Below are 22,086 nucleotides of genomic sequence, written 5' to 3' on the forward strand. Positions count from 1 at the left end.
GCATGACGCTTTCTATTGCCCAGCCGCAATCTCCGCCTCGACCTCGGCCGGGTCGAAGTCGTAGCGTCGCGAGCAGAACTCGCAGGTGACGACCAGCGAGCCGTCATCGGCGATCATTGCCTTGCGGTCCTCGAGCGGGAAGCCTCTGAGCATGCCGAGCACGCGCTCGCGCGAGCAGCGGCAGGCGTCACGCACCGGAATCGGCTCGAAGACATGGGCGCCGCGCTCGTGGAACAGCCGGTAAAGCAGCCGCTCGCTCTCCAGCGTCGGGTCGAGCAGCTCATGGTCCTCGATCGTGCCGACCAGCGAACGCGTCTCGGCCCAGGCATCGTCGGCGATGCCGTCATGATCGCCGCCCGCCAGGATCTCGTGCCCCTCCGGCGCATCACCGGGCGAGAGCTCGGCGGCGCGCATCCGATCCGGCGAGTTCGGCATGAACTGCACGATCAGCCCGCCGGCACGCCAGGCGAGTCCGCCGCCGGTCAGGACCGAGCCGACGCCGAGCCGGATCCGGGTCGGAATCTGCTCGGACTGGCGGAAATACTGGTGGCCCGCCTCTTCCAGGCTCTGGCCGTCGAGCGCGACGACGCCCTGATAGCGCGTCGCTTCCGAGCCCTGGTCGACGGTCATGGCGAGATGGCCGCGGCCGAGCAGTTCGCCGGTCGAAACGGCTCCGGCATCGATCGCCTGCGCCAGCCGGTCGGCATCGTAATGCGCCATGGCGCGATAGCTGTCCGGCGCGTTGAAATCGACGACCAGCATCGAGATCGGCCCGTCGCTCTTGGTCTGGAGCTGGAAACGCCCCTCCGATTTCAGGGTCGTGCCGAGCATCACGGTCAGCGCCGCAGCCTCGCCGAGCACCCGCGCGACAGCTTCCGGATAGCGATGGCGGTCGAGGATCTGGTCGAGCGAGAGACCGAGCCTGACGACGCGGCCACGGATGTCGAGCGCCGGCACCGCATAAGGCAGAACCCGGTCGTCCGGCGCCGCAGCACCGACGGCAGCGTTCTCGGCCATCACGTCGCCACCGCGCCGAAGCACCAGGCCAGAATGCCCTTCTGGGCATGCAGCCGATTCTCGGCCTCGTCGAACACTGCCGATTGCGGACCGTCCATCACCGCGTCTGTGACTTCCTCGCCGCGCGATGCCGGCAGGCAATGCATGAAGATCGCATCCTTCCCGGCGCGGCCGAGCAGGCGCTCGTCGACCTGATAGGGACGCAACAGGTTGTGGCGCGTGCCTTCCTCGTCGCCCATCGAGACCCAGCAATCGGTGATGACGCAATCAGCGCCTTCGACGGCGGCCTCGGGTCGGTCGGTCAGGGAGAGCTTGGCGCCCTGCTTGCGGGCCCAGTCGATCAGCGCCGGCGGCGGCGCCAGCTCCTCGGGCGTCGCGATGGCGAGCTCGAAATCGAGCCGGCCGGCGGCGTGCACCCAGGAGGTCAGGACATTGTTAGTGTCGCCGGTCCAGGCGATGCGCTTGCCCTTGATAGGCCCCTTGCGCTCCTCGAAGGTCATGACGTCGGCCATGACCTGGCAGGGATGCTGGCGCTTGGTCAGGCCGTTGATCACCGGGACGGTCGCGTATTTCGCCATCTCGACCACGGAATCATGGTCGAGCATGCGGATCATGATCGCGTCGACATAGCGCGAGAGCACCCGCGCCGTGTCGGCGATGGTCTCGCGCTCGCCGAGCTCGATCTCCTGGCCGGTCACCATCATCGGCGAGCCGCCGAGCTCGCGGATGCCGACATCGAAGGAGACGCGGGTGCGCAGCGAGGGCTGCTCGAAGATCATGGCGATGACCTTGCCCTCGAGCAGGCGATCGCCCGCAGCGGCCGGGGTGCGGCGCCGCGCCTTGATCTCGTTGCCAGCGCGCAGGATCGCCTGCAGCTGCTCGCTCGAGAAATCGGACAGGTCGAGGAAGTGACGCACTGGAGTCCCCATGCTCATTCCGCCGCCGGCCGGGCCAGCGTCGCCTCGACGGCGCCGGCGGCCTTGTCGAGCCGCGCGAGCGCCTCGCCGACCTCGGCATCGCCGATGATCAGCGGCGGCAGCAGGCGCACGACATTGTCGCCGGCGGCGACGACGAGCAGGCCGGCGGCGCGCGCCTCGGCGACGAAATCGGTGTTCGGGGTGCGCAGCTTGAGGCCGAGCATCAGGCCCTGGCCGCGGATCTCCTCGATCACGTCGGGATGCTTGTCCTTGAGCTCGGCGAGCGACTGCTTCAGCCGCAGGCTGATCTGGGCGACGTGTTCGATGAAGCCGGGCTCGAGAATGACGTCGAGCACGGCGTTGCCGACCGCCATGGCCAGCGGATTGCCGCCGAAGGTGGTGCCATGCGTACCGAGCACCATGCCGGCCGCCGCCGCCTCGGTGGCGAGGCAGGCGCCCATCGGAAAGCCGCCACCGATGCCCTTGGCGATCGACATGATGTCGGGCGCGACGCCGTTGTGCTCATAGGCGAAGAACTTGCCGGTACGGCCGACGCCGGTCTGGATCTCGTCGAAGATCAGGAGCAGGCCGTGCTCGTCGCAGAGCTGGCGCAGCAGCTTGAGGAAGCGCATCGGCACCGAGCGCAGGCCGCCCTCGCCCTGGATCGGCTCGATCATCAGCGCCGCGGTCTCCGGCGTGATCGCCGCGCGCAGCGCCGCCTCGTCGTCGAAGGGCACTTGGTCGAAGCCGTCGACCTTGGGGCCGAAGCCGTCGATGTATTTCTGCTGGCCGCCGGCGGCGATGGTCGCCAGCGTGCGGCCGTGGAAGGCGCCCTCGAAGGTGACGATGCGGTAGCGCTCGGGATGGCCCTGCGCCGCATGGTATTTGCGCGCCATCTTGATCGCGCATTCGTTCGCCTCGGCGCCCGAATTGGTGAAGAAGACGCGCTCGGCGAAGGTCGCCTCGCAGAGCCGGCGGGCGAGCTTCTCGCCGTCCGGCATCGCGTAGAGATTGGAGGTGTGCCAGATGCGCTGGGCCTGCTCGGTCAGCGCCTTGACCAGATGCGGATGGGCGTGGCCGAGCGCGTTGACGGCGATGCCGGCGCCGAAATCGAGATAGCGCTGGCCATCGGCGGTGATCGCCCAGGCACCTTCGCCGCGCTCGAAGGCGACGGGTGCGCGCGCATAGGTCGGCAGCAGAACGGAGGCATTGGCGGAAACGGAAGCGGAGCTCATGGAGCGAGGTCCTCGCGACGGAACGTAACGGAAAGCGCTGGGCGCCGGGGTGTGAAGCGGTGGTTCGGGGCGCGGCGGCGATCTGCCAGCACGATGCGACCCCGCGGCGACGTTATCGTCGCAGGCCTTTCCCGTTTTCTCGTCGCGCCGTCAGCCGCATCGCTCGAAAGTCCGGATCGCTCAAAACATAAGCGCCGCCCCAAGGGCGGCCGCATTGAGAAGACTATGCAAAAGCGGTCCGGCACTGTCAATTCCGGCCGGGCGCCGCAGCGTTGCCAAATAGACTCACCTGACTGCGGGATCGAAGCTTTGTCTGGGGAAAAGACGATTTCCGATTCGGCGACTCTTGTGGCCGAGTCAAGCCATCTTGTATGGTCGGCCTCGTCAGATACGACATCTCGTGCGGCGTCTCCAGTATCGTCAGTTCCGAGCGTAGCGGTTTCCGTTCTTCGACGGGCGCTGCCGATATCGGATTCCGCCATGATCTTTTCCTATGCGTCGCCGGGCTATGGCGAGGCATGACGAAGACAGGTGAAATCGATGAGCGAAGCTGGAGCCTGGACCGACGAACGCGTCGAACTGCTCAAGAAGCTCTGGAATGACGGACTGAGCGCCAGCCAGATCGCCGGCGAACTCGGCAGCGTCACCCGCAATGCTGTCATCGGCAAGGTCCACCGCCTCGGCCTTTCGGGCCGCGCCAAGAATCCCGGCTCGGCCGCGCCGCGCCCGCGCAAGCCGACGACGCGTCCGCCGGCCCATCCGATGGCGAGCCCTGCCGCCGCGAGCGGCGGCATGACCCGCGGCAACACGGCGCTCGCCCCGCAATTCGTCCCGGAGATCGAGGCGGAACCGGAAGCGGAGCACGTCCCGGCGGCCCCGGCCGAGGAGGTGGTGATCCCGTTCTCCGAGCGTGTCACCATCATGGACCTGCGCGAATATATGTGCCGCTGGCCGATGGGCGACCCGACCTCGCCGGAATTCCGCTTCTGCGGCGGCCGCTCGCTGACCGGCATGCCCTATTGCGGCTATCATGCCCGCATCGCCTACCAGCCGGCGGCCGACCGGCGCCGCGACCGCAGCAAGGTGCGCGCCTGACCCGGCACCCCTGTGTAGAAGAATTGAAGCCGGCCCTCGGGCCGGCTTTTCCATTGGTGGAGAGACGCCGATGCGCACCGCAGAACGTCCCGCGCCCGTCGAATATGCCTGCGCCCTGACGATCCGGGGCGGAGACATCCTGCTCGGACTGAGAGCCCCGCATCGCCGCAACAGACCGTCCTGCTGGGACACGATCGGCGGGCATGTCGAGCCCGACGAGACGATCGAGCAGGCACTGAGACGCGAATTGCAGGAGGAGATCGGTATCGAGCCGACCAGCTTCACGCGCTTGACCACCATCGAGACGACCGAGAGCGACGGCGTCACCCCGGCTCTGTGGCATCTGTTCGCGGTGACCGGCTGGGTGGGCGAAGCCCGGATCAGCAATGACGAGCACAGCGAGATCCGCTGGTTCGACCTCGCCGAGGCCCGCGAGCTGTCGCCGCTCGCCTCGGAAGCCTACCGTCCGGTCTTCGCCCGGCTCGCGGCCAGCTTCGCCGCAGCGCCATGACCAGTTTCGCGATCTATCTGGGGGCCGCGCTGGCCGAGATCGCCGGCTGCTTCTCGTTCTGGGCCTGGCTCAAGCTCGGCAAATCGGCCTGGTGGCTGCTGCCGGGGCTTCTGGCGCTGGCGCTCTTCGCCTGGCTCTTGACGCTGATCGACAGCGCCGCCGCCGGCCGGGCCTTCGCCGCCTATGGCGGGGTCTACATCGTCGCGTCGCTGGGCTGGATGTGGCTGGTCGAGAAGGTGCCGCCGGACCGTTTCGACCTCACGGGCGCAGTCCTTTGCCTCGCCGGCGCAGCGGTGATCGTCGCCGCGCCGCGCTGAGCGTCGAACCTCCAGCCCTCATCCTGAGGAGCGATCGCAGATTGCGCCTCGAAGGATGAGGGCAGACTTGGCGCTCAGCTTCGCGCGAACGTCTCGTCGAAGGCGTAGCCGGCGCCGCGCACGGTGCGCAGCGGGTCCTTGGCGTCGTCGGGGGTGATCGCCTTGCGCAGGCGCCCGACATGGACGTCGACGGTGCGCTCGTCGATATAGACGTCGCGGCCCCAGACGGCGTCGAGCAGTTGGGCCCGCGAATAGACCCGGCCCGGGGCCTGCATCAGGAATTCGAGCAGGCGGAACTCGGTCGGACCGAGATGCAATTCGGCGCCTGCCCGGCGCACCCGCCGCGTCGTCCGGTCGAGCTCGAGATCGCCGGCGGTCAGCATGCCGACGACATGGCCGGGCTTGACCCGGCGCAGCAGCGCCTGGATGCGGGCGATCAGCTCCGGCAGCGAGAACGGCTTGACGACATAATCGTCGGCGCCGGTGGCGAGGCCGCGCACCCGCTCGGTCTCCTCGCCGCGCGCCGTCAGCATGATGATCGGCACCCGCTCCGTGTCGCGCCGGGCGCGCAGGCGCCGGCAGAGCTCGATGCCGGAAAGGCCGGGCAGCATCCAGTCGAGCAGGACGAGGTCAGGGGTATGGTCGCGCAAATGCAGCTCGGCATCGTCGCCGCGCGCGACGGTGTCGACCTCGAAGCCCTCGGCCTCGAGATTATAGCGGAGCAGCAGGGTCAGCGGCTCCTCATCCTCGACGATCAGGATGCGTGCAGGCATGTCGAGCCTCCGCTCAGGCGCCCATCCGCTCAGCCATTGGCCGCGGGCAGGTCGACCAGGATGTTGGTGGTGTCGAGCTTGGGCCGGCTCTCCTCCACCGACTGGCCGGTGATCAGGTAATGGATCGTCTCGGCGATGTTGGTGGTGTGATCGCCGATGCGCTCGACGTTCTTGGCGCAGAACAGAAGATGCGTGCAGAAGGTGATGTTGCGCGGATCTTCCATCATATAGGTCAGGAGCTCGCGGAAGAGCGAGGTGTAGAGCGCGTCGATCTCGTCGTCGCGGCGCCAGACCTCCATCGCCTTCTGCTCGTTGCTGGCGGCATAGGCGTCGAGCACGTCCTTGAGCTGCGCCTGGACCAGACGGCTCATATGCTCGAGCCCGACCACGGCGCGGTGCGGCGGCGAGAACTGGCCGGAGATCGCGACCGCGCGCTTGGCGATGTTCTTGGCGAGGTCGCCGACGCGCTCGATGTCAGCGGCGATGCGGATCGCCGAGATCAGCTCGCGCAGGTCGTTGGCGAGCGGCTGGCGCCGGGCGATGGTCAGCACCGCCTTCTCCTCGACATCGCGCTGGAGATTGTCGAGCCGCTGGTCGGCGGTGATCACCTTCTGGGCCAGCGCCGTGTCGCGGCGCACCAGCGCCACGGTGGAGTCGCCGAGCATGCGCTCGGACATGCCGCCCATCTCGGCCAGGCTGCGGCGCAGCCCTTCGAGGTCGGCATCATAGGAGCGGACGATATGGTCGGACATCGGGGCGAATCCTTCGAGGGCGAGCGGAACGGCAGGGCTCAGCCGAAGCGGCCGGTGACGTAGTCCTGCGTCTGCTTCTTGTTGGGGTTCATGAAGATGGTGTTGGTCGCGTCGAACTCGACGACCTCGCCGAGATACATGAAGGCGGTGTACTGCGAGACGCGCGCCGCCTGCTGCATGTTGTGGGTGACGATGACGATGGTGAAGTCGCTCTTCAGCTGCTCCAGCAGGTCCTCGATCTTGCCGGTCGAGATCGGGTCGAGGGCCGAAGTCGGCTCGTCGAACAGGATCACCTCGGGCTTCTGGGCGATGGTGCGGGCGATGCACAGGCGCTGCTGCTGGCCGCCGGAGAGCCCCATGCCGGAGCTCTTCAGCTTGTCCTTGACCTCGTCCCACAGGGCGGAGCGGCGCAGCGCGCCCTCGACGCGGTCGTCGAGCTCCGATTTCGGCGGCTTCTCGTAGAGGCGGATGCCGAAGGCGACGTTGTCGTAGATCGACATCGGGAAGGGCGTCGGCTTCTGGAAGACCATGCCGATGCGCGAGCGCAGCTCGTTGACGTCGACATCGTTGGAGATGACGTTGCGGCCGTCGAGCAGGACCTCGCCGGTGGCGCGCTGCTCCGGATAGAGCGAGTAGATCCGGTTGAAGATGCGCAGCAGGGTCGACTTGCCGCAGCCGGAGGGGCCGATCAGCGCGGTGACGTGGCGGTCACGGAAGCTGAGATTGACGTTCTTCAGCGCCTTGTGCTCGCCATAGTAGAAATCGAGGTTCTTCACCGCGATCCGGATCGGCGCCTGGGCGTCGAGGACCTGCGGGCTGAGTTCCAGGGTCGAGAGCATCGACATGTTCCTTCCGATCGGACGTGGTGCTCACTTGCCGCCGCGCACGATGCGCCGGGCGATAAGCGAGAGCAAAAGGATCGAGACGGTGATGATCAGCGAACCGGCCCAGGCGAGCTGCTGCCAGTTCTCGTAAGGGGCCGAGGCGAACTGATAGATCGTCACCGGCAGGTTGGAGACGCCGCCGACCAGGGTCGGCGAGAACCAGAAATTATTGTTCAGCGCGGTGAAGAGCAGCGGCGCCGTCTCGCCGGCGATGCGCGCCAGCGCCAGCAGGATGCCGGTGACCATGCCGGACTTCGCGGCCCGCCAGGTGATCGCGGTGATGACCACCGAAGGCGGGGCGCCGAGGGCCGAGCCGGCCTCGCGCAGCGGCGCCGGCACGAGGCGCAGCATGTCCTCGGTGGTGCGCACGATGACCGGGATCGCGATGATGCCGAGCGCGACGCCGCCGGCCCAGCCGGAATAGCCGCGGAAGGGCTCGACCAGGATGACGTAGACGAACAGGCCGATCAGGATCGAGGGCGCCGAGAGCAGGATGTCGTTGATGAAGCGGATCAGGTTGGCGAGCTTCGAGCCCCGGCCGTACTCGGCGAGATAGGTCCCGGCGAGCACGCCGATCGGCGTCGCCAGCGCGATGCCGAGAAAGGTCAGCACGGCCGAGCCGACGATGGCGTTGGCAAGGCCGCCGCCCTCGGAACCGGGGCCGGGCGTCACCTGCGTGAAGGTGCCGGCCGAAAGCCCGCCGATGCCCTTCACCACCAGCATGCCGAGGATCCAGAACAGCACGGTGATGGCGACGAGGGTGAACGCCGTGGCGATGATCTTCATCAGCCGGTCGGCATTGCGGCGTGCCGGACGGACGCGGCCCCAGGGCACTTCCGGGGTCATCGCGGGGGCGGCAGGAGGCGTCTGGTTCATCGGTTGCGCTTCCCTCAGAAGGACTTGACGCGCGCGACGAGGATACGCGCGATGACCAGGACGACGAAGGTGACGAAGAACAGGATGCAGCCGAGCGCGATCAGCGCGTGCAGCTGCAGGCCGAGCGCCTCGTTGAACTCGTTGGCGATGCGCGAGGCGATGGTCGAGCCGGGGTCCATCACCGAGGCCGAGAGCCGGTTGGCGTTACCGACGACGAAGGTCACCGCCATGGTCTCGCCGAGGGCGCGGCCGAGGCCGAGCATGATCGCGCCGATGATCGAGACGCCGGCCTGCGGCACGAGCACGTGGCGCACGACCTCCCAGGTCGTCGCCCCGATGCCGTAGGCGCTTTCGCGCAGCACCGAGGGAATCTGCTCGAGCATGTCGCGGGTGATCGAGGCGATGAACGGGATGATCATGAACGCCAGGATGATGCCGGCGGTCAGGATGCCGAGGCCCGAGGGCGAGCGCGAGTACAGGATGGTGCCGACGATCGGCATGCCCTCGACGATGTTCGAGAGCGGGATCTGCACGTAGGCAGCAAAGAGCGGCACGAAGACGAAGAGCCCCCACATGCCGTAGATGATCGAGGGCACGGCGGCGAGCAGCTCGATCGCGGTCGAGACCGGCCGCTTGAACCAGGGCGGGGCGAGCTGGGTCAGGAAGACGGCGATGCCGAGCGAGAGCGGCACGCCGACGACGAGGGCGATCAGCGCGGTCGACAAGGTGCCGACGATCGCCGGAAAGGCGCCGTATTGCTCGTTCTGGGTGTCCCAGACGCTCGAGGTCAGGAAGCCGAACCCGAATTCGCGGAAGGCCGGCCAGCCGCCGGCGACCATTGCCGCGATGATGCCGGCAAGCAGCACCAGGACGAAGAGCGCCGCCAGGAAGCTGGCATTGCGGAAGACGAGGTCGAAGGTACCTTTCGGGGTCCGGCGAACGGCGGGCATTCCCGATGCCATCTGGTCAGTCACGGCGGCCATCCGAAGAACTCCGGTCGGTTTCAGGCGGGTCGAAGGGGCCGGAGCCGGCCCCTTCCTTTAGCGTGGTCGCAGGGCGATCAGAAGATCGGCTTGCCGGCCGGGTCGGTGACGCCCTTCCAGGCGTTGCGGACCTGGTCCTTGACGCCCGCCGGCAGCGGCACATAGTCGAGACCGAGCGCCAGCTGGTCGCCGTTCTTATAGGCCCAGTCGACGAATTTCAGCGCGGCCTGGGTCTCTTCCGGCTTCTCCGGCTTGGCATGGACCAGCAGGAAGGTGGCGGAGGTGATCGGCCAGGCCTGGGCGCCCTTCTGGTTGTTCAGCGAGATGCCGAAGCCGGGCGCCTCGTTCCAGTTGGCATTGGCCGCGGCGGCCTGGAAGGACTTGTCGTCCGGGGCCGGGAAGTTGCCGTCGGCGTTCTGGACGAGCGCATGGGCGAGCTTGTTCTGCTTGGCATAGGCGTATTCGACATAGCCGATCGAGTTGGCGACCTGCTTGACCGAGGCGGAGACGCCCTCATTGCCCTTGCCGCCGATGCCGACCGGCCACTGCACGGCGGTGTTGGTGCCGATCTTCGACTTCCACTCTGGCGAGACGCGCGAGAGATAATCGGTGAAGACGAAGGTCGTGCCCGAGCCGTCCGAGCGGTAGACCGGGCTGATATTGGCCTCGGGAAGGGTCAGGCCGGGGTTCAGAGCGGCGATCTTCGGATCGTTCCACTTCTTGATCGTGCCGAGATAGATCTCGGCGATCAGCGGGCCGGTCAGCTTCAGCTTGCCGGCCTCGATGCCGGGAACGTTGATCGCCGGGACGACGCCGCCCATCACGGTCGGGAACTGGACGAGACCGTCCTTGGCCAGGTCCTCGCCCTTGAGCGGGGCGTCGGTGGCGCCGAAGGCGACCGTCTTGGCCTTGATCTGGCGGATGCCGCCACCCGAGCCGATCGACTGGTAGTTGAGACCGATATTGGTCTCCTTCTTATAGGCCTCGGCCCATTTGGCGTAGATCGGGAAGGGGAAGGTCGCGCCGGCGCCGGTGATGTCGGCGGCCTGGACGGCGCCCGAGAACCCGACAGCCGCAGCCGCGAGAATGAGAAGTTTGCGCATGAGATGTCCTCTCTGGGTCGCAAGGTCTAGCGGCGCGCAAAAACACCCGCGATATGACAGCCAGATGACAGATCGTCATCTAGCCGCAGCGGCAGCCGTCACATTTCGTTAACGGCCTGCCTCGGCCAGCAGCGGCAGGATCGCCTTGAAGGTCGCGCCCTCGCCGACGACGCTCTCGATCGTCAGCCTGCCGCGATGGCGCAGCACGATGTGCTTGACGATGGCGAGGCCGAGCCCGGTGCCGCCCGCCTCGCGGCTGGCGGCATTGTCGACGCGGTAGAAGCGCTCGGTCAGGCGCGGCAGATGCTCGGCGGCGATGCCCGGCCCGTCATCGCGCACGCTGAAGCTGGCCTCGGCACCGCCTTCGATCCTGATCACGACCTCGCCGCCGGGCTTGCCGTATTTGATCGCGTTCTCGACGAGGTTCTCCATCAGCCGCAGCAATTCGTCGCGGTCTCCTGCCACCACGACCGGCCGCGGCGGCAGATCGAGCCGGAGGGAGACGTCTCGCTCGCGCGCCATCAGGACGAGCGCGTCGAGGATGGTGCGCGCGATCTCGCCGAGATCGACCGGGGTCTGCGGCGCCAGATGCGCCTTGAGCTCGATGCGCGAGAGCGAGAGCAGGTCGTCGACCAGGCGCGCCATGCGCAGGGCCTGCTGGCGCATGATCTGCAGGAAGCGCTCGCGGGCCGCCTCGTCATTGCGGGCGGGCCCCTGCAGGGTCTCGATGAAGCCGAGCACGGAGGCGAGCGGCGTGCGCAATTCATGGCTGGCATTGGCGACGAAGTCGACGCGCATGCGCTCGGTCAGGCGCTGCTCGCTCAGATCCTCGAAGGTCAGCAGCACGGCGCTTCGGGCACCGGGGCCGGCGAGCGCGACGATATGGATGCGGAAGGTGCGCTCGATCGGCACCCTTTCGATCAGCTCGATGGCCCGCCGGCCGCCCTGACGCGAGACCTGGTCGATCGCGTCGATCAGGTCGGGGTCGCGCATCACCAGCGCGAGCTGCTTGCCCTTTTCCAGCCCGGCGATCAGCGAGCGGGCGGCCGGGCTCAGGGCCTGGATGGCGCCCTGCTCGTCGAGCAGGATAACGGCGACGCCGGTCGCCTCGATCAGCGCCGCAGTGACGGGGGCTCGGGGGTCGACCAGCTCGTGCATGACTAGCGCGCGCAGCGAGCCGGGACGACAAGGTGCCGGGCCGGGGCGCCGGCTGCGAGGGTCGCTCGCGCGAGGCGCGATCCCGTCTGATCCTGCGGCATGCTGCGCCCTTCCCTAGATTTCGTGGCGCCTGATCCGCCGTCCCATCTCGTTCAGCGCCAGCAGCACCAGCGCCAGGATGAAGGGCAGGATGTAGTAGATGATCCGGAACAGCAGCAGCGCCCCGAGCACCTGCTCGAAGGGCATGCGGCTGAGCGCGATCAGCATCGTCGCCTCGAAGACGCCGAGCCCGCCCGGCGCATGGCTGGCGATGCCGATCAGGCAGGCGAAGATATAGGCGGCGAGGAAACTCTCATAGGAGAGGTTGTAGCCGCCCGGCAGCAGCACGAAGAGCACGGCCGCGGCGGCCGAGACCTCGCAGGCGCCGAGCAGCATCTGGCCCAGCGTCACGCCAAGGCCGGGCAGCGGCAGGTTCCAGCCGCGCACCCGCAAGGTCCGTTCGTCGGTCGCGACCCAGAAGAGATAGCCGAGGATGCCGAGGCCGGTGACGGCGCCGACCGCCTGGATCACCAGGGGCGAAGTTCGCGCCAGCTGCGCGACCGATTCCGTCGCATAGAACAGGCTGACGCAGAAGATCATGCCGAGACCGAGCCAGAAGGTCAGGCCGGCGATCACCGTGAGGCTCGCGACCTCCGAGGCGCGCACGCCCTTGGCGGCATAGACCCAGTAGCGCACCGTGCCGCCGGTGACGATCGGGAAGCCGAGGGTGAAGGAAACCGAATAGCTGGTGAAGGAGCCGAGCGCCGTCGTGCGATAGGGGATCGAGAGGCCGAGCCGACGCAAGGCGAGCGCGTCATAGCCGGTGAGCAGGAGATAGCTCAGCGCGGTGAAGGCGAGCGCCAGAGAGAGCTGCCGCAGGCTGGCATTGGCGAAGGCCTTGGCCAGCTCGCCGGGCTCGATCTCGCGAGCGATGAAATAGAGCACCACCAGCGAGGCCGCGAAGATGATCGTGCTGGCGAGCGGGCCGAGCCACCACCAGCGGCTGCGCTTGCGCAGCGGCATACCTGGCTCGTGCGGGCCGAAAGACATGCAGGCTCTTGTCGTGTTGATGCCCAGGTCTCGGCGGGCGATGCGGATTGCGGGGCGGAACCGCCCGGACCCGAGAGATAGCGCCTCGGCGGCGAACCACAAGCGCGCGCCGCGCGGCGAATGCGCACCATGTGGCCGGCGCAGGGTCACCGGACCGCCCTTTGCGACGGTCCGGTGACAACCGGAGCGCGCCGGCCTCAGCCAGCCGGGCTCGCTACCGATATGCCGGAGCGCTCGTCATCCTGGACAAGCGGCGCAGCGGCGCAGCTCCGGGATCCATCCTCGGGCGCTGCGCTCCACGATGGATCCCGGGCTGAGCTTCGCTCGCCCAGGATGACGTCCGTTTCCGAACGAGACAGCGAAGACCAAGACTAGCCCCGCCCGGCCGCTGCGCGCGCGAAGAAGGCCTCCGGTCCGTCGACCTCGTGCAGGCGCCGGTTCTCGATCTGCCAGAAGCGGTTGCCGACCGCCCGGACGAAGCTGCGATCATGCGAGACCAGGAGACAGCTGGCATCCTGCGCGGTGAGCTCGGCCTCGAGCGCCTCCTGGCCCTCGATGTCGAGATGATTGGTCGGCTCGTCGAGCAGATAGAAGTTCGGCCGGGCGAGGCGCAGCGCCAGCATGGCGAGGCGCGCCTTCTGGCCGCCCGACAGCGCCCGGATCGGGCTCTCCTGCAGGTCGATCGCGATGCCGGCGCCGGCGAGCAGACTGCGCGCCGGCTGGTCGCCGACATCGAAGCGGCGACTGATCAGCCGGTGCGGCGTCTCGCCATCGGGATACTCGCTCAGTTGCTGGCTGGCGAAGCCGGGGACCAGCGAGGGCGTCGCCCTCACACCGACAATCTCCCGCCCGGCGATCGCCGCCTGGATCAGGCCGATCAGGCAGGTCTTGCCGGCGCCGTTGCCGCCGAGCAGCACGATGCGGTCGCCCGGGTTGATCCAGCGCTTGCCGGTCCTGAACAGCAGGGTTCCGTCCGGCGTCGCGATCGGAAGGTCCTCGAGCGTCAGCAGGGCGCGCGCATGCGTGCCGGCATGGGCGAGCCTGATCGCGCCGGCCGAGCGCTCGCGATGCGCCGGCCGCGCCGCCTCCTCCAGCGTCTCGGCCCGCTGCCGGAGCTGCCTCGTCTTGCTGAGCAGGAGGTCGCTGCCGGAATTGATGCCGATATTGTTGAGCTTGGCCGCCTGGCGCCGCAATTGCTGGACGGTCTTGATGTCGCGCTCGTAGCGGCGCGCATCGGCGGCGTCGATCTCGTCGAGGGCGATGCGGGCCTGCGAATAGGGCAGCGGGAATACTTGCGACCGCTCATGGCGCAGGAACAGCGTCCGGTCGGTGACGGCGTCGAGGAAGGCGCGGTCATGGCTGGCGACGACCACGGCCATGTCGCGCGGCAGCGCGGCGAGCCAGTTCTCGAGCTGGCCGATCCGTCCGAGATCGAGATGGTTGGTCGGCTCGTCGAGCAGCAGGAGATCCGGCTCGGTGACGGAGACGCGGGCGAGCATGGCGAGCCGCTGCCAGCCGCCGCTCAGCTCTCCGAGCCGCCGCTGGCGCAGCGCTTCGGGCACGTCGAGTGAATCGAGCGCGACCTCGACGCGCCAGTGCTCGCTCTGCGCCTGCTCGGCCGGCAGCGCGCCGAGCACCAGCTGCCTGAACGTGAGGTGCCCGAACTGCGGCGGGACGTTCTGCTCGACATGGCCGATGCGCAGGCCGCGCGCACGGGTGATCTCGCCGCTGCCGGGCTCGGCCGTGCCGGCAAGGCAGCGCAGCAGGGTCGACTTGCCCCGGCCATTGGCGGCGACGAGGCCGAGCCGGTCGCCGGGCGCGATCGCAAGCGTGAGATCGGAGAACAGCGGCGCGCCCAGCGTGACGCCGAGCTTCCGCAGATTGATCATGGTCATGGTTCAGGTCTCTGGACTGCCCGAGCCGTCATTCGGCGGGGCGCCCCGGCGCCCCATGCCTCGAATGCGAAACGCCGGGTCGGCGTCGGCTCGATTGAGTGGAACAGGGCGCAGGACATCCGGACGATGAGGCCAGATGCTGCGCCACCACGAAGGGCAGACCGAAAAGAGAACCGAAAGGGATCGCCTCTGAGGTCAGCCCTGCAAGCTAGCCTTGCAGGGCCTGAACGGGGCCGCGCTGACGATGGTGACGAAAGAACGTGATCACGCAGCCCTCCTGTCTCGTGTGGGTCGATGCGACGGAATTAGCGCCATTCGACGCGAGCGACAAGGCTCAGGCGGTCTTGCGGAAGATCCGGAGCGTCTTGAACTCGCCGATTTCCTCGACCGGGCGCGATTTCGCCCATTCCTCGATGATCGGCTTGGCCGTCTCATAGGCGAAGGAGCCGGTGTAGAACAGGATATGCCCGCCGACATCGGTCTGGTCGGTGAAGAGCTGCATCACTTCGAGATCGGTCAGCGCGCCATAGGCGTCGTTCTTCTCGCTGCGGAACTCGCAGGAATGGAACAGGGTGACGATGTCGAAGCGCGGCAGCAGCTTGGCATTGCTGGTGTAGATGTCGCCGAAATAGGCGGAATAGCTCTTGGTGATGGTCGGATTGTCGATCGCCAGCTTGACGAAGGCGTCATATTCCTTCGGCGAGGCTGTGATCCCGAGCACGGTGCAGTCGAGCTCCGGCTCGGCGCAGCGGATGCCGATATAATGGTGGCCGCCGGTGCCGAAATGATAGATGCGCTTGCCGGTGATACCCGCTTCCTCGAGCCATTCGACGAAATGCACGTCGCAGGGGCATTGCTCGACCCGCAGGCCCCAATAAACGTCCCAGATGTGCATCTGCATGGCAAAACTCCGTGGAAGCGAGGGGAAAGAAGCGCCGGGCGCGGCTGAACGCCGGCTGAATGCAAGGTTGGTTGGTGATCCTCAGCCGCCGCCGGCCTCGGCGAGAACGACCGGGCGGGGCGGCTCGGCGACGATGCGGGCGACACCGCCGGCGCGGCGCATGGTGAGATGGCGGCAGGCAACCTCGGCGAAGCCCGGGCTCTGGCCGATCAGCAGCATGATCGCCTGCGGACGCGTCGCCCGGATATGCGCCAGCAGCTCCAGCGCCGCCTCGGTCTCCAGCCCGCTCGTCGCCTCGTCGAGCACGAGGATGTCGGGATTGGCGAGTTCGGCCCGCGCCAGGGCCAGTCGCTGCCGGTCGCCGGTGGTCAGCGCCTTGTCCCAGTCGCGCGGCTGGTCGATCTGCGGCACGAGCCCGGCGAGCCCATAGCTGCGCAGCGCTTCCTTCGCCGCCTCGACGCTGTGGTCGCCGGCCGGATCGAGCGCGGCGCGCAGGCTACCTTCCGAGAGATGCAATTTTTGCGGCAGCACCGCCAGCCGCGCCTCGGCCGGCAGCGCGACGCTGCCCCGGCCCCAGGGCCAGAGCCCGGCGACAGCCTGGATCAGCGCCGCCTTGCCATGGCCGAGCTCACCCGCGACATGCAGCGTCGCGCCCGGCGGCAGTTCGACGGCGAAATCGGCCAGCAGGGTCCGCCCGTCGCGATCGGTCAGGGTAAGGTCCCCCAGCCGCAGGCAACCGTCGGCGCTGGTCTCGACCGCGATCTCGCCGCCGGAATGGCCATGATCGAGCGTGCCGAGCGCGACCGCGAGCTCGTTGACCCGCCGCGCCGAGGCCAGCCATTCGGCGATGCGCATGAAATTGTCGAGCACCCAGTTGAAGGCGTTCTGGACGGCGACGAAGGCGGCGGCGACCTGGACGACATCGCCGAGCGACATCTCGCCGGAGAGATATTTTGGCGCGGCAAGGAGGAGCGGCACCACCGGGACCAGTGCGCCGCTGCCATTGGTGATCCAGGTCAGCCGGCCGCGCTGGCGGATCATGGCGAGCCAGCGCCCGACGAGATTGTCATAGGTCGCGGCGACGGCGCGGCGCTCGCCGGTCTCGGAGCGCGACAGCGCGATGGTCTCGCCATGGTCGCGGATGCGCATCAGCGAGAAGCGCAAGCGCGCCTCGCCCTCGTTGCGGGCGGCGATCAGGCGCGGCAGTGGCCGGCCGACCCAGGTGATCAGGCCGGAGACCAGCACGGCATAGACGATCGCCGCGAGCACCATATAGGCGGGAATCCGAAAGCTCGTGCCGCCGGCTGCGACGGTCAGCGAACCGCCGATGCTCCAGAGGATGCCGATGAAGGTGATGGCGGTGATGACAGCCGAGAGCAGTCCGATGGCGAAATCGACCACCGGTTCGGTCGCCCAGCGGACATCGTCGGCGATGCGGTATTCGGGATTGGCCGGCTCGTAGCCGGAAAGGCCGAGCCGGTAGAAGCGGCGCTCGCCGATCCAGCCATCGGCGAGCCGCGCCGTGACCCAGGCACGCCAATGGACCTGGAATGTTTCCCGTGAAACCAGGATGACGACGCCGAGTCCGGCGGCGATCAGCACCAGCACCGGAAAGACCGCCATGGCGATCAGGGCGCTTTCGCCGTCCTTCTTTTCGAGCGCGTCGAAGAACCAGCCATTCCAGCGGTTGACGGTGACATTGGCGAAGACGGCGAGGATGATCGCGCTTGCCAGGGTGACCGACCAAAACCAGGCCTTGCCGGCACCGGCACCGCGCCAGAAGCCGCCGGTCAGCCGGGCAAAGCTCTTCGCGACCTGCCAGTCCGATGGCTGGCCGGCATCCCTGGCATGCTGGTCGAGCGCCTTCAGCACAACCCTTTGATCCCCCCGGATCGCGACATCGCGGGCGGTAGCCAGCCAGGTTTTCCCGGTTCAGACCGCGCCCATGATGCCGCTTAGTCAGCCCGGGATGAACTGCGGCTGAATGAAAGCGTCAGCGACGCCGGGCGGGAGCCCTCAGGCCGCCTTCGCCTCCTCGCCCAAAATCCGGGCCAGGCTCTCGAGCAATTCGCGCGAGCCCTCCTCGCGATGGACCGGGTCGTCCTTGCCGCCGAGATAGGCGCCCTGCTCGGTGAAGACGAGCTTCGTGCCGCTGCCCTCCGGAAGGTATTCCATGGTCAGCAACGAGCCCGAGAGCGGCACGCCGTCGATCGCCATCGCATAGGCGAGGATGATGCGCTCGTTCGGCTGGATCACCTGATAGACCGATTCATTGGTGATCGGCGGGCCGCCCTGATAGCGGAAACGGCTGCGCTCGAAGCCGCCGACGCGGAAATCGACGTCGAACTGCTCGACCGTCCAGCCCTCGCCCTCGGCGAACCAGCGGCGCTTGATCGCGGGGTCGGCAAAGGCGGCGAAGACCTTGGTGGGCGGCGCGGCATAGCTGCGCTCGATGGTGAAGCTCGCATGGGTGACGGGAGTCCGGCTCATGAGCGTTTTCCTTTCACTGAGCGGTTGGTCGTCAGGGGTCAGCGGCTGAGCCCGGCATCACCCTCGCGACGCGGGAAGAACTGGAAGAAGGGCTCAGCCTCGGCGAGGGCGCGGGCATAGGAGGGGCGCGTTCGCAGGCGCTCGAAATAGGCCCCGAGAAGCGGATGGCTGTCGCGGAAGGACAGAGCGCGCTCGCCATAGAACAGCGCCGGCGCGGCCGCGCAGTCGGCCATGCTGAACTCGTCGCCGGCGGCCCATTGCCGCCCGCCGATCTCGGCCTCGAGCACGTCATAGGCAGAGGCGAGCGTCGCCTTCGCCTCGGCGACGCCGAGCGCGTCGCGGTTCTCCTCCGGACGGAGCCGATCAAGCACCACCTTCTGCATGGGGACGGCGACATAGAGATCGAAGAGCCGGTCGAGCCGCCTTACTTCCAGTGCCGCGACCGGGTCCTGCGGCAGCAACGCCAGCTTGCCGGGATAATGCAGGACGAGATGCTCGATGATCAGGCTGGTCTCCGGCACGAGCTTGCCGAGCCGGTCGTCGCGCAGCAGCGGGAATTTTCCGAGCGGCCAAAGCTTCAGAAAAGCGGCGCGCTCTGTGGGATCGCCGAGATTGACGAGATGCGGCGTGAACGGCGTCTCGTTTTCGTAGAGTGCGACCAGCACCTTCTGGCAGAAGCCGGAGAGCGGGTGGAAATAGAGCGTCAGGGACATGGCTTCGCGTTCCTGCTTCTTGGAAGGAGCGGGTTGAAGGACTTCGGTCGACAAGACGGCTGTTCAGGCGGGCGCCTGCTCCAGTGCGAGATAGTCGGCCAGCCGGTCGAAGCCGATGCGCGAGCCCTGCTCGCGCCAGTCGGGCTTGTCGTGTCCGTCGAGAAAGGCCGCCTGCTCGGTGAAGATGAGGCGGGTACCGGCCCCCTCGCGCCGGAACTCGATCGTCGCCAGCGAGACCGACAGGCGCAGATCGTCGCGCAGCAGTTCGTAGCTGTAGACGATGCGCTCGTCCGTCAGGATCTCCTGGAAGGTCGCGTTCATCGCGTAGACGCCGCCCGGCCCCGGCGCGCCGCGCATGGTCTCGCTGCCGCCCTCGCGGAAATCGAGGCTGTGCTGGCCGAGGCCGCCTTCGTCATGGCAGGCCGACCAGCGCCTTTTCGCAACGGGATCGGCGAAGGCGGCGAAGACGCGGGCAGGGCTCGCATCATAGCGACGCTCGATCGCGAAGCTGGCATGGACGACCGATCGTTCCGTCATGCGCCGTTCTCCTCTTCGGTTTCCGCAGCCTGTTCGGCAAGGAAGGCGCCGAGCCGGTCGAAGCGCCGCTCCCACAAGGTCCGGCGCTCGCTGATCCAGCGCTCTGCCGCGCGTAGCGCCTGCGTCTCGAGCTGGCAGTTGCGGACGCGCCCGATCTTCTGCGAGCGCACCAGCCCGGCGCCTTCGAGCACGGCGAGATGCTGGACCACGGCCGACAGCGTCATCTGCAAGGGAGCGGCGAGCTCGCTGACGCTGGCCGCTCCCTCGCTGAGCCGCTGCACCATCTGCCGGCGGTTCGGGTCCGCCAAGGCCTGGAACATCAGATCGAGCTGGTCTGATTGGTGAAGCATGCGCTTAAGTATCGCGCCCCGAACACTCTGTCCAGAGAAACTTTAGCACTCACTAAAGTTTATGACCGAACCCCGGCGCGACATCCGGCGCATTGCCTCCAGCGGCTCCGAGCGGCTATGAATCCCGGCACGCTCCCTTATCCCGCGTGCGCCATTCAACCGTCTGCGCCAGCCGCCGGAGCTTTTGCCATGCGTATCGAGAACGACCCGAAGCTGGATTTCCGCGACGTGCTGATCCGGCCGAAGCGCTCGACGCTCGCCAGCCGTTCGGAGGTCGACGTCAACCGCAGCTTCCATTTCGCCCATACCGGCCGCGAATGGAGCGGCTTCCCGCTGATCGCCGCCAATATGGACGTGGTCGGGACGATGGCGATGGCGCGCGCGCTGCTGAAGCACGGCGCCATGGTCGCCCTGCACAAGCATTACGACGCGGAAGAGCTGATCGCCTTCTTCAAGGAGCCGGGTTCGGTCAACGCCTTCTATTCGCTGGGCACGACCGATTCCGACCATGACAAGCTCAAGGCCGTCCATGCCAAGGCGCCGATCGACAAGATCTGCCTCGACGTCGCCAATGGCTACACCGAGAAATTCGTCGACACCGTCAAGGCGACGCGCGAGGCCTTCCCGAACGCGGCGATCATGGCCGGCAACGTCGTCACCGGCGACATGACCGAGGCGCTGATCCTGGCCGGTGCCGACATCGTCAAGGTCGGCATCGGTCCGGGCTCGGTCTGCACCACCCGCAAGATGACCGGCGTCGGCTATCCGCAGCTCTCGGCGATCATCGAATGCGCCGATGCGGCACACGGCCTCAAAGGGCTGGTCTGCGGCGATGGCGGGCTGACCGTTCCGGGCGACGTCGCCAAGGCCTATGGCGGCGGCGCCGATTTCGTGATGATGGGCGGCATGCTCGCCGGCCATGACGAATGCGAGGGCGAGATCCGTTATGAGGAGCGCGACGGCGAGAAGGTGCCGGTCGCGATGGTGTTTTACGGCATGTCCTCGGACACGGCGATGAACAAATACGCCGGCGGCGTCGCCAAATACCGCGCCTCCGAGGGCAAGACCGTCGAGGTGTCCTATCGCGGCCCGGTCGAGGGCACGATGCAGGAGATCATGGGCGGGGTCCGCTCGGCGATGACCTATATCGGCGCGGTCCGCCTCAAGGAGATGTCGAAGCGTACCAGCTTCATCCTGGTCGGCGCCCAGCTCAACACCGTGTTCGGCAATTGAGCGAAGCCGATATCGCCATCATCGGCGCCGGCCCGGCTGGGCTGATCGCTGCCGAGCGGCTGGCACAGGCCGGGCACCGGGTGGCGCTCTACGAACGCATGCCTTCGCCGGCGCGCAAATTCCTGCTCGCCGGGCGCGGCGGACTCAACCTGACCCATTCCGAGCCGCTCGACGGATTTCTCGACCGCTATGGCGAAGCGCGCGACTGGCTGGAGCCGGCGATCCGGGCCTTCCCGCCGGTGGCATTGCGCGACTGGGCCGACGGGCTCGGCGCCGAGAGCTTCGTGGGCTCGAGCGGCAGGGTCTTCCCGAAGGCGATGAAGGCCTCGCCGCTGCTGCGCGCCTGGCTGGCGCGGCTCGCCGGGCTCGGCGTCAGACTGCATTCCGGCCAGCTCTGGACAGGCTGGGACGAGAGCGGCGCGCTGCACTTCGAGAATCGCGACGGAACGGTCGAAACGCTTCGTCCGGCAGCGACGCTGCTGGCGCTCGGCGGCGCGAGCTGGCCAAGGCTCGGCTCGGATGGCGGCTGGCAGGCGGCGCTGGCCGAGAAGGGCGTCGCGATCGCTCCGCTACGCCCGGCCAATGCCGGTTTCTCGGTCGACTGGTCGGCGCTGATGCGCGAGCGCTTCGCCGGGGTGCCACTGAAGCGGATCGCGCTGTCCTTCGCCGGGCGGCGCGTTACAGGCGAGGCGATGATCGACGCCAACGGCATCGAAGGCGGCGCGATCTATGCGCTGTCGGGGCCTTTGCGCGAGGCGATCGCACGCGATGGCCATGCCGAGCTCGCCATCGACCTGCGGCCCGATCTCGACGAAGCTGCGCTGGCCGCCCGTCTCGAACGGCGCCGCACCGGCGAGACGCTGAGCAACCATCTGCGCAAGGCCGCAGGGTTATCGCCGGTCGCGATCGCGGTGCTGCGCGAAGCAGCAGGCGGCCCGCTGCCGGCCGAACCTGCAGCCCTCGCCCGGCTGATCAAGACCGCATCACTGCGGCTGACCGGGACGGCGCCGATCACCCGCGCCATCTCGACGGCTGGCGGCATCCGGGCAGAGGAGATCGACGCAGGCTTCATGCTGAAGCGCCTGCCCGGTGTGTTCGTCGCCGGCGAGATGCTCGACTGGGAGGCCCCGACCGGCGGCTATCTGCTGCAGGCCTGCTTTGCCACCGGCGTCGCCGCGGCCGCCGGGATCGGGCGGTTTCTAAACAAGCCCTCATCCTGAGGAGCGGGCTTCAGCCCGCGTCTCGAAGGATGTTTCA

Annotated in this window: 23 protein-coding genes; 5 read left to right on the forward strand and 18 right to left on the reverse strand. The window is 67.7% G+C overall.

All coding sequences use genetic code 11. From position 1 onward, the window contains the following. Positions 1-12: 12 nt before the first annotated feature. From AC3RCC_RS01300 to AC3RCC_RS01310, 3 genes are read right to left on the reverse strand one after another with little or no spacing between them, the layout of a single operon-like run. On the reverse strand, positions 13-1,017 hold the full coding sequence (locus tag AC3RCC_RS01300; RefSeq protein ID WP_492257358.1) for an Hsp33 family molecular chaperone: 1,005 nt from the start codon (positions 1,015-1,017) through the stop codon (positions 13-15). After that, positions 1,017-1,946 (reverse strand): ornithine carbamoyltransferase, encoded by a 930-nt coding sequence (argF, locus tag AC3RCC_RS01305; protein ID WP_492257359.1) that lies wholly within the window; start codon positions 1,944-1,946, stop codon positions 1,017-1,019. Before argF ends, AC3RCC_RS01300 begins: the two co-directional genes overlap by 1 nt. A 2-nt stretch (positions 1,947-1,948) precedes the next feature. Continuing rightward, positions 1,949-3,169, reverse strand: coding sequence for an aspartate aminotransferase family protein (locus AC3RCC_RS01310; protein ID WP_452117587.1), 1,221 nt, complete (start codon positions 3,167-3,169; stop codon positions 1,949-1,951). Positions 3,170-3,709: 540 nt separating this feature from the next. On the opposite strand from AC3RCC_RS01310, the gene AC3RCC_RS01315 reads away from it, so the two are divergent. The 3 genes from AC3RCC_RS01315 to AC3RCC_RS01325 all read left to right on the forward strand — a co-directional run bounded on the left by AC3RCC_RS01315 (position 3,710) and on the right by AC3RCC_RS01325 (position 5,092). Further along, entirely contained in the window at positions 3,710-4,264 is a 555-nt protein-coding gene (locus tag AC3RCC_RS01315; protein ID WP_291639451.1) for a GcrA family cell cycle regulator, read from the forward strand. Positions 4,265-4,334: 70 nt separating this feature from the next. Then, a complete protein-coding gene (locus tag AC3RCC_RS01320) occupies positions 4,335-4,775 on the forward strand; it encodes an NUDIX hydrolase (protein WP_452117588.1) in 441 nt (146 codons plus the stop codon). Next, the gene (locus tag AC3RCC_RS01325; protein WP_492257360.1) at positions 4,772-5,092 is read left to right on the forward strand and encodes a YnfA family protein; all 321 of its coding nucleotides are present in this window, start codon (positions 4,772-4,774) and stop codon (positions 5,090-5,092) included. Before AC3RCC_RS01320 ends, AC3RCC_RS01325 begins: the two co-directional genes overlap by 4 nt. Positions 5,093-5,166: 74 nt before the next feature. Here the strand turns inward: AC3RCC_RS01325 and phoB are convergent, their stop codons facing one another. From phoB to AC3RCC_RS01400, 15 genes are all read right to left on the reverse strand, one after another. Next, positions 5,167-5,865, reverse strand: a complete 699-nt coding sequence (gene phoB / locus AC3RCC_RS01330) for a phosphate regulon transcriptional regulator PhoB (RefSeq protein WP_291639445.1) — start codon at positions 5,863-5,865, stop codon at positions 5,167-5,169. A gap of 29 nt (positions 5,866-5,894) precedes the next feature. Continuing rightward, positions 5,895-6,617 (reverse strand): phosphate signaling complex protein PhoU, encoded by a 723-nt coding sequence (gene phoU, locus AC3RCC_RS01335; RefSeq protein WP_066473331.1) that lies wholly within the window; start codon positions 6,615-6,617, stop codon positions 5,895-5,897. 38 nt (positions 6,618-6,655) lie between these two features. Beyond that, positions 6,656-7,462, reverse strand: coding sequence for a phosphate ABC transporter ATP-binding protein PstB (gene pstB, locus AC3RCC_RS01340; protein ID WP_291639442.1), 807 nt, complete (start codon positions 7,460-7,462; stop codon positions 6,656-6,658). Positions 7,463-7,486: 24 nt separating this feature from the next. Further along, positions 7,487-8,377 carry a phosphate ABC transporter permease PstA gene (gene pstA, locus AC3RCC_RS01345; protein ID WP_291639440.1) on the reverse strand — a complete coding sequence of 297 codons (891 nt, stop codon included), beginning with the start codon at positions 8,375-8,377 and terminating at the stop codon, positions 7,487-7,489. 14 nt (positions 8,378-8,391) lie between these two features. Continuing rightward, positions 8,392-9,360 (reverse strand): phosphate ABC transporter permease subunit PstC, encoded by a 969-nt coding sequence (pstC, locus tag AC3RCC_RS01350; RefSeq protein ID WP_291639438.1) that lies wholly within the window; start codon positions 9,358-9,360, stop codon positions 8,392-8,394. Between the two features lie 77 nt (positions 9,361-9,437). After that, positions 9,438-10,463 carry a phosphate ABC transporter substrate-binding protein PstS gene (gene pstS / locus AC3RCC_RS01355; protein WP_291639436.1) on the reverse strand — a complete coding sequence of 342 codons (1,026 nt, stop codon included), beginning with the start codon at positions 10,461-10,463 and terminating at the stop codon, positions 9,438-9,440. A 108-nt stretch (positions 10,464-10,571) separates the two neighbouring features. Then, positions 10,572-11,621 (reverse strand): ATP-binding protein, encoded by a 1,050-nt coding sequence (locus tag AC3RCC_RS01360; protein WP_291648100.1) that lies wholly within the window; start codon positions 11,619-11,621, stop codon positions 10,572-10,574. 114 nt (positions 11,622-11,735) lie between these two features. Next, the gene (locus AC3RCC_RS01365; protein ID WP_291648098.1) at positions 11,736-12,683 is read right to left on the reverse strand and encodes a lysylphosphatidylglycerol synthase domain-containing protein; all 948 of its coding nucleotides are present in this window, start codon (positions 12,681-12,683) and stop codon (positions 11,736-11,738) included. A gap of 398 nt (positions 12,684-13,081) precedes the next feature. Continuing rightward, positions 13,082-14,605, reverse strand: a complete 1,524-nt coding sequence (locus AC3RCC_RS01370) for an ABC-F family ATP-binding cassette domain-containing protein (RefSeq protein WP_492257361.1) — start codon at positions 14,603-14,605, stop codon at positions 13,082-13,084. Positions 14,606-14,939: 334 nt separating this feature from the next. Beyond that, a complete protein-coding gene (locus AC3RCC_RS01375) occupies positions 14,940-15,506 on the reverse strand; it encodes a hypothetical protein (protein ID WP_291639428.1) in 567 nt (188 codons plus the stop codon). Positions 15,507-15,587: 81 nt separating this feature from the next. Continuing rightward, complete coding sequence (locus AC3RCC_RS01380; RefSeq protein ID WP_492257362.1) at positions 15,588-17,378, reverse strand: ABC transporter ATP-binding protein/permease; 1,791 nt, start codon at positions 17,376-17,378, stop codon at positions 15,588-15,590. A gap of 144 nt (positions 17,379-17,522) precedes the next feature. Further along, a complete protein-coding gene (locus AC3RCC_RS01385; protein ID WP_492257363.1) occupies positions 17,523-17,996 on the reverse strand; it encodes an SRPBCC family protein in 474 nt (157 codons plus the stop codon). A 38-nt stretch (positions 17,997-18,034) separates the two neighbouring features. After that, complete coding sequence (locus AC3RCC_RS01390; RefSeq protein ID WP_492257364.1) at positions 18,035-18,709, reverse strand: glutathione S-transferase family protein; 675 nt, start codon at positions 18,707-18,709, stop codon at positions 18,035-18,037. 63 nt (positions 18,710-18,772) lie between these two features. After that, entirely contained in the window at positions 18,773-19,246 is a 474-nt protein-coding gene (locus AC3RCC_RS01395) for an SRPBCC family protein (protein WP_291648086.1), read from the reverse strand. After that, positions 19,243-19,596 (reverse strand): ArsR/SmtB family transcription factor, encoded by a 354-nt coding sequence (locus AC3RCC_RS01400; RefSeq protein ID WP_492257365.1) that lies wholly within the window; start codon positions 19,594-19,596, stop codon positions 19,243-19,245. The genes AC3RCC_RS01395 and AC3RCC_RS01400 overlap by 4 nt, the downstream gene beginning before the upstream one ends. A 189-nt stretch (positions 19,597-19,785) precedes the next feature. On the opposite strand from AC3RCC_RS01400, the gene AC3RCC_RS01405 reads away from it, so the two are divergent. Together AC3RCC_RS01405 and AC3RCC_RS01410 are read left to right on the forward strand one after the other, a co-directional pair. Next, on the forward strand, positions 19,786-20,829 hold the full coding sequence (locus tag AC3RCC_RS01405; protein WP_291639395.1) for a GMP reductase: 1,044 nt from the start codon (positions 19,786-19,788) through the stop codon (positions 20,827-20,829). Next, entirely contained in the window at positions 20,826-22,049 is a 1,224-nt protein-coding gene (locus AC3RCC_RS01410; RefSeq protein WP_492257366.1) for a TIGR03862 family flavoprotein, read from the forward strand. Before AC3RCC_RS01405 ends, AC3RCC_RS01410 begins: the two co-directional genes overlap by 4 nt. The last annotated feature ends 37 nt before the right edge of the window (positions 22,050-22,086 follow it).

Source organism: Allobosea sp. GW823-FHT01F03, assembly GCF_058798075.1.

Bases quoted from the DNA above. Each gene is read 5' to 3' on its own strand.
- pstS (WP_291639436.1), bottom strand. From the start codon at position 10,463: ATGCGCAAACTTCTCATTCTCGCGGCTGCGGCTGTCGGGTTCTCGGGC.
- pstA (WP_291639440.1), bottom strand. From the start codon at position 8,377: ATGAACCAGACGCCTCCTGCCGCCCCCGCGATGACCCCGGAAGTGCCC.
- phoU (WP_066473331.1), bottom strand. From the start codon at position 6,617: ATGTCCGACCATATCGTCCGCTCCTATGATGCCGACCTCGAAGGGCTG.
- AC3RCC_RS01390 (WP_492257364.1), bottom strand. From the start codon at position 18,709: ATGTCCCTGACGCTCTATTTCCACCCGCTCTCCGGCTTCTGCCAGAAG.
- AC3RCC_RS01400 (WP_492257365.1), bottom strand. From the start codon at position 19,596: ATGCTTCACCAATCAGACCAGCTCGATCTGATGTTCCAGGCCTTGGCG.
- AC3RCC_RS01405 (WP_291639395.1), top strand. From the start codon at position 19,786: ATGCGTATCGAGAACGACCCGAAGCTGGATTTCCGCGACGTGCTGATC.
- AC3RCC_RS01320 (WP_452117588.1), top strand. From the start codon at position 4,335: ATGCGCACCGCAGAACGTCCCGCGCCCGTCGAATATGCCTGCGCCCTG.
- AC3RCC_RS01365 (WP_291648098.1), bottom strand. From the start codon at position 12,683: ATGCCGCTGCGCAAGCGCAGCCGCTGGTGGTGGCTCGGCCCGCTCGCC.
- AC3RCC_RS01395 (WP_291648086.1), bottom strand. From the start codon at position 19,246: ATGACGGAACGATCGGTCGTCCATGCCAGCTTCGCGATCGAGCGTCGC.
- AC3RCC_RS01385 (WP_492257363.1), bottom strand. From the start codon at position 17,996: ATGAGCCGGACTCCCGTCACCCATGCGAGCTTCACCATCGAGCGCAGC.
- AC3RCC_RS01360 (WP_291648100.1), bottom strand. From the start codon at position 11,621: ATGCACGAGCTGGTCGACCCCCGAGCCCCCGTCACTGCGGCGCTGATC.
- AC3RCC_RS01315 (WP_291639451.1), top strand. From the start codon at position 3,710: ATGAGCGAAGCTGGAGCCTGGACCGACGAACGCGTCGAACTGCTCAAG.
- phoB (WP_291639445.1), bottom strand. From the start codon at position 5,865: ATGCCTGCACGCATCCTGATCGTCGAGGATGAGGAGCCGCTGACCCTG.
- pstC (WP_291639438.1), bottom strand. From the start codon at position 9,360: ATGGCCGCCGTGACTGACCAGATGGCATCGGGAATGCCCGCCGTTCGC.
- AC3RCC_RS01325 (WP_492257360.1), top strand. From the start codon at position 4,772: ATGACCAGTTTCGCGATCTATCTGGGGGCCGCGCTGGCCGAGATCGCC.
- AC3RCC_RS01300 (WP_492257358.1), bottom strand. From the start codon at position 1,017: ATGGCCGAGAACGCTGCCGTCGGTGCTGCGGCGCCGGACGACCGGGTT.
- AC3RCC_RS01375 (WP_291639428.1), bottom strand. From the start codon at position 15,506: ATGCAGATGCACATCTGGGACGTTTATTGGGGCCTGCGGGTCGAGCAA.
- argF (WP_492257359.1), bottom strand. From the start codon at position 1,946: ATGGGGACTCCAGTGCGTCACTTCCTCGACCTGTCCGATTTCTCGAGC.
- AC3RCC_RS01310 (WP_452117587.1), bottom strand. From the start codon at position 3,169: ATGAGCTCCGCTTCCGTTTCCGCCAATGCCTCCGTTCTGCTGCCGACC.
- pstB (WP_291639442.1), bottom strand. From the start codon at position 7,462: ATGTCGATGCTCTCGACCCTGGAACTCAGCCCGCAGGTCCTCGACGCC.
- AC3RCC_RS01370 (WP_492257361.1), bottom strand. From the start codon at position 14,605: ATGACCATGATCAATCTGCGGAAGCTCGGCGTCACGCTGGGCGCGCCG.